10 protein-coding genes are annotated in these 9,112 nt (G+C 69.7%); 6 read left to right on the top strand and 4 right to left on the bottom strand.

Annotation, left to right across the window (positions count from 1 at the left end):
• Together CSC71_RS15005 and CSC71_RS15000 are read left to right on the top strand one after the other, a co-directional pair.
• Nucleotides 1–135: c-type cytochrome (locus CSC71_RS15005; RefSeq protein WP_162375187.1), on the top strand; the 135-nt coding region annotated here is incomplete at its 5' end.
• Between the two features lie 10 nt (nucleotides 136–145).
• Nucleotides 146–580, top strand: a complete 435-nt coding sequence (locus CSC71_RS15000) for a c-type cytochrome (protein ID WP_162375186.1) — start codon at nucleotides 146–148, stop codon at nucleotides 578–580.
• A gap of 82 nt (nucleotides 581–662) precedes the next feature.
• Here CSC71_RS15000 and CSC71_RS14995 read toward each other — a convergent pair whose 3' ends face one another.
• Nucleotides 663–2,276, bottom strand: a complete 1,614-nt coding sequence (locus tag CSC71_RS14995) for a hypothetical protein (protein ID WP_162375185.1) — start codon at nucleotides 2,274–2,276, stop codon at nucleotides 663–665.
• A gap of 15 nt (nucleotides 2,277–2,291) precedes the next feature.
• A complete protein-coding gene (locus CSC71_RS14990) occupies nucleotides 2,292–2,888 on the bottom strand; it encodes an NfuA family Fe-S biogenesis protein (RefSeq protein WP_162375184.1) in 597 nt (198 codons plus the stop codon).
• A gap of 219 nt (nucleotides 2,889–3,107) precedes the next feature.
• Here CSC71_RS14990 and CSC71_RS14985 point away from each other — a divergent pair, with 219 nt between their 5' ends.
• Genes CSC71_RS14985 through CSC71_RS14975 form a run of 3 tightly spaced genes read left to right on the top strand, consistent with a single transcriptional unit; the run spans nucleotide 3,108 to nucleotide 4,787 of the window.
• Nucleotides 3,108–3,449, top strand: coding sequence for a 4a-hydroxytetrahydrobiopterin dehydratase (locus CSC71_RS14985; protein ID WP_162375183.1), 342 nt, complete (start codon nucleotides 3,108–3,110; stop codon nucleotides 3,447–3,449).
• A 31-nt stretch (nucleotides 3,450–3,480) separates the two neighbouring features.
• Entirely contained in the window at nucleotides 3,481–4,386 is a 906-nt protein-coding gene (locus CSC71_RS14980; RefSeq protein WP_246192256.1) for a DUF6624 domain-containing protein, read from the top strand.
• 5 nt (nucleotides 4,387–4,391) lie between these two features.
• Nucleotides 4,392–4,787: an energy transducer TonB gene (locus CSC71_RS14975; RefSeq protein ID WP_246192254.1), complete on the top strand. Its 396-nt coding sequence runs from the start codon at nucleotides 4,392–4,394 to the stop codon at nucleotides 4,785–4,787.
• Nucleotides 4,788–4,816: 29 nt separating this feature from the next.
• Here CSC71_RS14975 and CSC71_RS14970 read toward each other — a convergent pair whose 3' ends face one another.
• Complete coding sequence (locus tag CSC71_RS14970) at nucleotides 4,817–5,341, bottom strand: CHRD domain-containing protein (RefSeq protein ID WP_162375181.1); 525 nt, start codon at nucleotides 5,339–5,341, stop codon at nucleotides 4,817–4,819.
• A 212-nt stretch (nucleotides 5,342–5,553) separates the two neighbouring features.
• The gene (locus CSC71_RS14965; protein WP_162375180.1) at nucleotides 5,554–6,531 is read right to left on the bottom strand and encodes an RluA family pseudouridine synthase; all 978 of its coding nucleotides are present in this window, start codon (nucleotides 6,529–6,531) and stop codon (nucleotides 5,554–5,556) included.
• Nucleotides 6,532–6,988: 457 nt separating this feature from the next.
• Between CSC71_RS14965 and rne the strand changes: the two genes are divergently transcribed.
• Nucleotides 6,989–9,112: ribonuclease E (gene rne, locus CSC71_RS14960; RefSeq protein WP_162375179.1), on the top strand; the 2,124-nt coding region annotated here is incomplete at its 3' end.

Below are 9,112 nucleotides of genomic sequence, written 5' to 3'. Positions count from 1 at the left end.
TCGGAGTACCTGGTGCAGGCGCTGACCGAATACAGGGAAGGCAAGCGCAAGCACCCGACCATGCAGGCGCAGTCCCAGAGCTTCTCCGAGCAGGACATCGCCGACCTCGCCGCCTACCTCTCCTCGCTGAAATAAGCCGCTGCCCATGACGAACGCTTCCCGCCTCGCCATCGCCCTGCTCGCCACGCTGGCAGTCGCCGCCTGCTCGAAGTCCGAGCCCGAAGCCGCCGCCGGCGCGGAAGAGCACGCCGCCGCCGGACATTCCTCGGCGGGCCTGCCGAGCGGCCGCATCGCCGCCGGCGAGGAACTGGCCAAGGCCAAGGGCAAGGCCACCGGCCAGAGCTGCATCGACTGCCACGGCAGCGAAGGCAACGCGCCGATCGACGACCCCTCCCCGAAGCTGGGTGGCCAGTACGCCGACTACATCCCCCACGCGCTGCAGCAGTACCGCGCCGGCGACCGCCAGCACCCGCTGATGACCCCTCAGGCCGCCACGCTCGGCGACCAGGACATCGCCGACCTCGCCGCCTATTTCGGTTCGCGCCAGGGGCAGTTGCGCGACCTGCACGGCGTCGAGTAAGCCATCGGGAAACCATGCAAAAGGCCCGCATCGCGGGCCTTTTCCTTGTGCCGCGCACTCGCCGGCACGACGCATCCGGCGATCAACTGTCGGTCGGAATCGGATTGCGCTTCACCGGGATCTCCGGCGGCGGCCTTGCGGTGGCCGGCTGGTTGTTGAGGTTCGGGTCGGACAGCGCGCAACCGCCGCCGAGCTGCAGGATCGAAATCGTGCAGCTCACCTTCTTCGACGTGCCGGGAATCGCCACCTCGACCGACTTGATGCCCTTGCGCACCCATTCGGCCAGCAGCGATTCGCGCGGCTTCCAGTACTTGTCGAACATCGTCGGCTCGTACGGATACTCCACCCGCTCCAGCCACTTGTTGGCGCGGTCGGCGTCGTAGGCCTGCGCCGCGCGCGAACCCGGCGGCCCGGGCTGGGTCGTGGTCTTGCCGACCAGGTCGTCGGGAACATGCCCGCCGCCGTCCGGGTTGAACCGCCCCGGCTGCTGCCCGACGCCCGGCCCGCCCTGTCCCGCCACGTTGCGGTCGGAAACGCCCCAGTCGTCGCCGCGCTGCGGCGCGGGCCTGGCCGCACCCGGCTGGCTGGCCGTGCCCGGGCCGGCGGCCTTCGTCGTGGCCCGGTTGCCCTGCCCGCTGGCGGCCGGCGTGGCCGCGGGCACCGGCGCGGCACCGGCCGATTGCTGCGCCTCGCCGGTCGCGTTCGTCGCGGCCGACGCCTGCTCGCTGTCCGGCTGCGGGCTGGGGATCTCGCGTTCGCGAAGCTGCTGCGCGGGCGCACGCACGCTTGGCGCGGCAGGGGCGGAAGCGGCGACCTGCGGCACGTCGAACTCCGGCACTTCGACCGGCGCCGGGATTTCGCGTTCGCGCAGTTGCGGGGTCGGCTGGCGCAGTTGCGGCGTGTCGACCGGACGCGGTTCCACCGTCGGCTGCAGCACCGGCGTTTCGACCACGGTGATTTCGCGCACGCGCAGGCGCGGCGCCGGCGCGTGCGGCGTCGGCACCCGGATTTCCGGATTGCGCAGCGTCGGCGGCGGCACGACGAATTCGGTCTCGGTCGGCGTCGGCTCGCTGGCCAGCACCGGCGGCTGCGCCGCAACCGGCGGCGGAGGCGGCGCGGGCTCTGGCTCCGGCGACGGGGTCGTGGCCGGTTCGGCAGGGGCAGGCGCCGCGGCGGTGGCCGGCGGGTCCGGCGATCGCACCGGCGTGGCGGCAGCCGGCGCCGGCGCGGCTTCCGCGGGTTCGCCGCCGCCTTCCTGCTCGGGCGTGCCGGTGCCGACGTACTCGATCTGCACGCGCGCGCCGGGCGCGTCGTCGGCCGGTGGCTCCGGGCTCACCCCGATCAGCGCGAAGATGAAAAGGAACAGCGCGAACAGCAGGTGCAGCGCGAAGCTGACCACCGCGGCGAACACGCGCAGGCCGCGCTCCTCGCGCGGCGGCGGCCCCCAGCCCTGGTAGAACAGCGCGCGGAATGCGTGCAGGCGGTTTCGCGCCCGCCCGCGCGCCGGCGACCTCGGCGGACTGTGCACGAAATGCGCGACCAGCGCGTGCGCCCTGTCGCGGCTGATGCGGCCCAGCCGTTCCGGCAATTCGCGCAGCCACAGGCCCCAGCCGTGCGGCAGGCCGGTCTGCTTCTCCAATAGCGGCGCCGCCTTGCGGGGCAGCAGTGCGGCGATGAGATCGGCGGCTCTCGTCACCGGTCGGCTACGCCGTCAGGCCGTGGTGCTGCGCGGCACGTAGGGCGCGTCGCCGGTGTCGTGGTCGGTGACGTCGCGCACCGCGATGACGCCCGGCACGCGGGCCACGAGGGTCTTCTCGATGCCCTGCTTCAGGGTCACGTCGACCAGGCCGCAGCCGTTGCAGCCGCCGCCGAAGCGCAGCGACACCACGCCGTCGCCGGTGACCTGTTCCACCGCCACGCGGCCCTTGTGCCGGGCCAGCTGCGGGTTGATTTCGTTCTCGACGACCCAGCGCACGCGCTCGACCAGCGACGCCGACTCCGCCGGCGCCTCGCCCTTGATCTTCGGTGCGCGGATCTGCAGCTGGCTGTTCGCGCCCTGCGCGACGTAGTCGATCTCGGCGCCGTCCAGCCAGCGCACGCTGCCGGCGTCGACGTACAGGGTGAAGCCTTCGCAGTCGATGGCCCATTCGTCGCCGGCGAGGTCGCCGGCCTCCGCGAATTCCAGCCGCGCATCGGCACGCGACGTGCCCGGGTTGATCGCGCTCAGGCGCACACCGAGGCCGGGCAGCGCCTCGCGTTCGATCAACTTGCGGAAATGCTGCTGCGCAGTGTCGGAAATCTGGATCATGCGGCTATTCTAGTCGCCCCGCCACGGGGCGCCATCCGTCTTCATAACAGGCGGGGTGTTACGTTCAGGCTAAGGCGACGCCGGACTTGTTCAGCGTTGCCGCGCGCCGGGAAGGGCGCGCCCACGGATCAGGCACGCGGTGGCTGATCCAACGCGAGCCGGATCCGGACATGCGCCGGACCCGGCGTCACTCCAAGACCGCAGGAGCAGGAAACCGCCATGCCCGACCTCGTCCCCCTCGCCCAGGCGCATTGCCTTCCGCTCAAGGGCAAAGAGCACCGCCTGACCCCGGCCCGCGTCGCCGAACTGATGCCGGAACTGCCCGGCTGGGAACTGGCCGAGAACGGCCACGCGCTGGTCAAGACGTTCTCGTTCAACAACTACCACGAAACCATGGCCTTCGTGAATGCGCTGGCGTACATCGCCCACCGCGAGGACCACCACCCCGACCTCGGCGTGCACTACAACCGCGCGGTGGTGCGATATTCCACGCACGACGTCGGCGGGCTGAGCGAGAACGACTTCATCTGCGCGGCGAAGGCCGACCAACTGGTGGGGTGATCCGATGCGACGGAGCACGCCGCGACCAGTAATGATGCTGTTGCTGTCCTGCCTGCTTCCCTTCGCGGGTCCGGCCCAACCGGCCGATGCGCCGGACTTTTTCGCCGCTGTCGACGCCTACGGGCAGAAGCAGTTTGCGCGCTGCGCCGACATTCTGGCGGCCCTCCGCCGGGACCGGGTTCCGTTCCCGCAGAATGGAGAACTGCTGTACGCCGAATGCCTGTCGGCCGCCGGCCGCACCGGGGCGGCCATGGAATTCCTCGACGGGGAACTGGCCTACGGCCGCATCGACCTGGAAGACCTCAAGCACAAGGACCGCCCCGGCCTGAACCGGTTGCGCGCGGGCGGGGACTGGCCGGCGCTCGTGGCCAGGGCCGAGCGGCTTGATGCGGAGCGCAAGGCGCGCATCGATGCGCCGCTGCGCGCGGAATTGCTTGCCCGCCTCGCCAGGGACCAGGCGTTCGAGCGCGCCATCATCGACTCCGGCGATACCAGCGAGACGGCCTGGCGCAACGTGAAGGGCAGCTCCGTCCTCGCCGAAAACACGGACTGGCTGAAGCGCATCGTTGCCGACAAGGGCTGGCCCGGCATCTCGCTGGTCGGCGAAGACGGCGCCAAGGCGGCCTTCCTGATCGCGCAGCACTCCGATACGGACCCGACCTTCCAGGCGCAAGTACTGCCGTTGCTGCAAGCCGCGCTGGCCCGGCACGATGCGGCACCGGAGGACGTCGCCCTGCTTACCGACCGCGTGCTGCTGGCACAGGGCAAGCCGCAGTTGTACGGCAGTCAGTTCAAGAACAACGACGACGGCTCGATGTCGTTGAAACCCTTCGAGGATGAAGCCAACCTCGATGAGCGCCGCCGCAGGATGGGACTGGTGCCGTTGGCCGAATACAAGAAGCTCCTGTCCGAGATGTACCACAAACCGGTGAAATGACCCCGATGCGCCACCCTCTCCTCTTTCCGCCCATCTTCTTCGCCCTCGCCGCCTGCGGTCCATCCACACCGCCCGCGCCGGCCGTCCCGCCGACCGAACTGGCCGCGGTGCGCACGCCACCGCCGGACTATCCGGCCGAACTGGCCTGCACCGGCGTCGGCGGCACGACGCGGCTGCGGATCGCGATCGGCCCGGGCACGAAGCCGACCGACATCGAACTGCTCGCCAGCAGTGGCAACGCGGTGCTGGACGAAAACGCGATCAAGGCGGTGAAGGACTGGGAATTCAAACCGGCCACCCGCGGCGGCCAGCCGGTCACGCAGAAGATCCAGGTGCCGGTGAATTTCCGCCCGCCGGCAGAGCGGCCGGCGGAGTGCTTCCGGTACGACGAGAAGCGCTGACGCCGCGACTCCGCACGCGCCCCCGCGGATCAACGCCCGAGCGGATTGCTGGTATCGCGCAATTGACCGCGCAACTCGCCGCCCGGGTATGTGCCGGAATGCACGTTCGCATACGCTGCGCCCGCCCGGATCGCCGCGACCAGATCGTCGAACCCGCCGACCTGCAACCCCGGGCCCGCCGGTCCGATCACGCCGGCCAGCGTGATCGTGCCGCGGACCGTGCCCGAGGACGGACACATCGGCGCCAACCCCGTTGGATCTGGATTGGTGGCGGTCTGGCAGAGGAACACGATGATCCCGCCATTGGTCCCGCGCGCGCCCAGGTGGATGTGCGCCTGGCGGACTTCGCCAGTCAGTCCGGCATAGCTCAACTGGTAGCGGATCTGCTGCGCCACCGGGTCGATTTGTGCACGGAACATGCCCCGCGCGGCCGTGGACAGGGTTGGGTTCTCCTCGTAGCCACGCAACTCGGCCTGCACGGTTTGCGCCTGCGCGGGCAGTCCGTACACCGCGCCTGCCAGCAGGATGGACAGACAACAGGTACTGTGTTTCATGGGCATAGCCTCCAGTGAATCGGCCTGGCGGCCGAAGAAGGCGCGGGACCCGAAACGCTAGGGCGGCAAGGGTTATGCAGCGATGAAAAAAACCGCGTGCGCCGTACCGGCCGTCGGCGGCGGCGAAGGTTCGCGACTGGTGGAACCGTCGCGCAATCACGCCGCGGCCGCATCCCGGGCCCCGGTTCCGGAAAGCGACCCAGTCGTGCGGCTTATTGCCCCAGCCTGTCCAGGGCCGCCGCCAGGTCCTCCGCCAACGGCGCACTCAACAGGTATGGCGTCTTCCCGCCGTCCAGCGAAAACCGCAACGACGCCGCGTGCAGGAACAGCCGCTTCAGGCCGATCTGCTCGCGCAGCCGCTTGTTGGCCGCCTCGTCGCCGTACTTGTCGTCGCCCGCCACCGGATGCCCGATGTGCCGCGCATGCACGCGGATCTGGTGGGTGCGCCCGGTTTCGATCAGCACCTCGCAGTACGAATGCCCGCCACGCCGTTCCAGCACCTTGAAATGGCTCAGCGAGGGCTTGCCGTTCGGGTTGACCTGCACGTGCCGTTCGCCGCCCTGGTGCAGGCCGACGTGCAGCGGCGCGTCCACCGTCAGCGTCCCGTTCGGCAGCCGCCCGACCAGCAGGGCCAGGTAGCGCTTCTCGATGCCGTCCTCGTGGTCCTCGCGCAGCAGCGCCTGCAGCTCGGCCAGCGCCGAACGCTTCTTCGCCATCACCAGCAGCCCCGAGGTGTCGCGGTCCAGGCGGTGCACCAGTTCCAGCGACTGCCCCGGCCGCAGCGCCCGCATCGTCTCGATGGCGCCGTGGCTGATCCCGCTGCCGCCGTGGCTGGCCACCCCGGACGGCTTGTTGATGACCAGCAGGCGTGCGTCCTCGAGCACGATGGCGGCTTCCATCCGCTTGAGGAACGCGCTCGGCGGCGGCGCCTTTTCTCCCGCTTCGTTGAGATTGACCGGCGGAATCCGCACCTCGTCGCCGGCCTCCAGCTTGCGCTCCGCCTTGGCCCGGCCACCATTGACCCGGACCTGGCCGCTGCGCACCAGCTTGTAGACCAGGCTGCGCGGGGCGCCCTTCAGCTGGCCCAGCAGGAAATTGTCCAGCCGCTGCCCCTCGCGGTCGGCGGGCACGGTCACGGTGCGGGCGGGGCTGCGGGCCGGGGCCGCCGGTGCGGAAGGCAGGGATGGCATTTATCTGTTAAACTCGGCTTGCGAGATAAGGTTTTGATTTCGCTGGAAGTTACACGGCACGCTGACTTTGGAAGCCTGCCGCGGGCCAGAAGCCAGGCTTCCGCGATTCCGGCACAGCGCGTAACCACCGCCCCGGGGGCAGTGCATGTTAACGCGGCTGACCGGCGAATCCGGCTCCCGCCCGGTGCGTCAGACGCCGGTAGCTGAACAACGTCCCGCGCGGCGCGAAGGCCACGACCCGAAAGGTCCGCCCAGCTGCCGCCGGCCCGCAACACGAAAGAACAAGCGCTCCCGCGGCGTGCCGTGGTGTGGAAGCGCTGGAAACCCAACCTGCCCCGCTGCGCCTGCGCAAGGGGTGGCACGTCGATATGCGCGAGGCCGGGCTTCGCGCGGCGGCGGTTCCAGAGGCGAAACGCCACGGCGTTCCGCGCGACGAGAGCGCGCGAGGAACGCAACAATGAAGCGAATGCTGATCAATGCCACGCAGGCGGAAGAACTGCGCGTGGCGATCGTCGACGGCCAGAACCTCTACGACATCGATATCGAGCAACCGTCGAAGGAACAACGCAAGTCCAACATCTACAAGGGCCGCATCACCCGGCTCGAACCCTCCCTCGAAGCCGCCTTCGTCGACTACGGCGCCGAGCGCCACGGCTTCCTGCCGCTGAAGGAAATCTCCCGCGACTACTTCCAGGCCGGCGTCGACCACCACAAGGCCGGCATCCGCGAACTGCTGAAGGAAGGCCAGGAAGTCGTCGTCCAGGTCGACAAGGAAGAGCGCGGCAACAAGGGCGCGGCGCTGACCACGTTCATCTCGCTGGCCGGCCGCTACATGGTGCTGATGCCGAACTCGCCCACCGCCGGCGGCGTTTCGCGCCGGATCGAGGGCGAGGACCGCGCCGAACTCAAGCGCGCGATGGACGCGCTGAACATCCCCGACGACATGGGCGTGATCATCCGCACCGCCGGCGTCGGCCGCGACGCGGAAGAGCTGCAGTGGGACCTCGACTACCTGCTCAGCGTCTGGCGCGCGATCGCCGAGGCCGCGTTGGCCAAGCCCGCCCCGTTCCTGATCTACCAGGAGTCGCGCCTGATCGTGCGCGCCCTGCGCGACTACATGCGCGCCGACGTCGGCGAGGTGCTGGTCGACACCGCGGAGATGTACGAGACCGCGAAGGAGTTCATGCAGCAGGTGATGCCGCACAACCTGCGCAAGCTCAAGCACTACAAGGACGACATCCCGCTGTTCAACCGCTTCCAGATCGAATCGCAGATCGAGGCGGCCTACGAACGCAACGTGCGCCTGCCGTCGGGTGGCTCGATCGTCATCGACCAGACCGAGGCCCTGACCGCCATCGACGTGAACTCGGCCCGCGCCACCAAGGGCGGCGACATCGAGGAAACCGCGTTCCACACCAACCTGGAAGCGGCCGAGGAAGTCGCCCGCCAGCTGCGCCTGCGCGACCTCGGCGGCCTGGTTGTCGTCGACTTCATCGACATGGAAAGCAACAAGCACCAGCGCGAGGTCGAAAACCGCCTGCAGAACGCGCTGAAGTACGACCGCGCGCGCGTGCAGATCGGCCGCATCTCGCGCTTCGGCCTGCTCGAACTGAGCCGCCAGCGCCTGCGCCCGTCGCTGGGCGAGTCCAGCCAGATCGTCTGCCCGCGCTGCGAGGGCCACGGCCGCATGCGCAGCGTCGAGTCGCTGTCGCTGTCGATCATCCGCGTCGCCGAGGAGCACGCGATGAAGGAGAACACCGGGCAAGTGCTGGTGCAGGCCCCGGTGGAGATCGCCAACTTCCTGCTCAACGAGAAGCGCGGCGCGCTGCGCGAGATCGAGCAGCGCCACGACGCGCCGATCGTCATCGTCGCCGACGAGCAGCTGCACACCCCGCACTACGAAGTCACCCGCATCCGCGAGAACGAGCTCGGCGAGGAAACCGCCAAGCCCAGCTACCAGCGCGGCACGCCGCGCAGGCTGCCGGTGCATGCGCTGACCAAGTCGCAGCTCAACATCCCGCCGGCCCCGGCGGTGACCACGGTCCAGCATGCCCGGCCCGCGCCGGTGCGCGAGGAGCGCGAAGAGCCGGCGCCGGCCGCTGCCGCGCCGGTGCAAGCGGCGGCGGCGCCCGCGTTCGCGCAGAAGGGCAACGGCGGCGTCATCGGCTTCTTCAAGCGCCTGTTCGGCGGCGCCGAGGAGCCGACCCTCGCCCAGCAGATCAAGGTAAAGCCCGCCCAGCAGCAGAAACAGCGCGACGAGCGCGGCCAGCAGCGCCGCGACAACCGCAACCAGCAGCAGGGCCAGGGCCGTGGCCAGCAGCAGCGCGGCGGCCAGCAGCAACAGAAGCAGCAGAAGCAGCGCAACGAACAGCAGCAGAAGCAGCAACCAAAGCAACAGCAGAACGCGTCCGGCGCCTCGCAACAGCCGAAGGCCGGTCACGGGCAGCCGCCGAAGCAGCAGCAAGCGCAGCAGAACGCCGGCCCGCAATCGCAAAAGCCGCGCGCCGAACAGCAGCAGCAAAAGCAGAACAAGCCGGAAGCGCCGGTCGAGACCGTCGAGGCGACCGCCCTGCCCGCCGCC

Origin of the sequence: Pseudoxanthomonas sangjuensis (assembly GCF_010211755.1) — a bacterium.
Taxonomy (GTDB): Bacteria; Pseudomonadota; Gammaproteobacteria; order Xanthomonadales; family Xanthomonadaceae; genus Pseudoxanthomonas_A; species Pseudoxanthomonas_A sangjuensis.
Note: the sequence above shows the minus strand (reverse complement) of the source record. Positions and strands in the feature narration are given on the sequence as shown.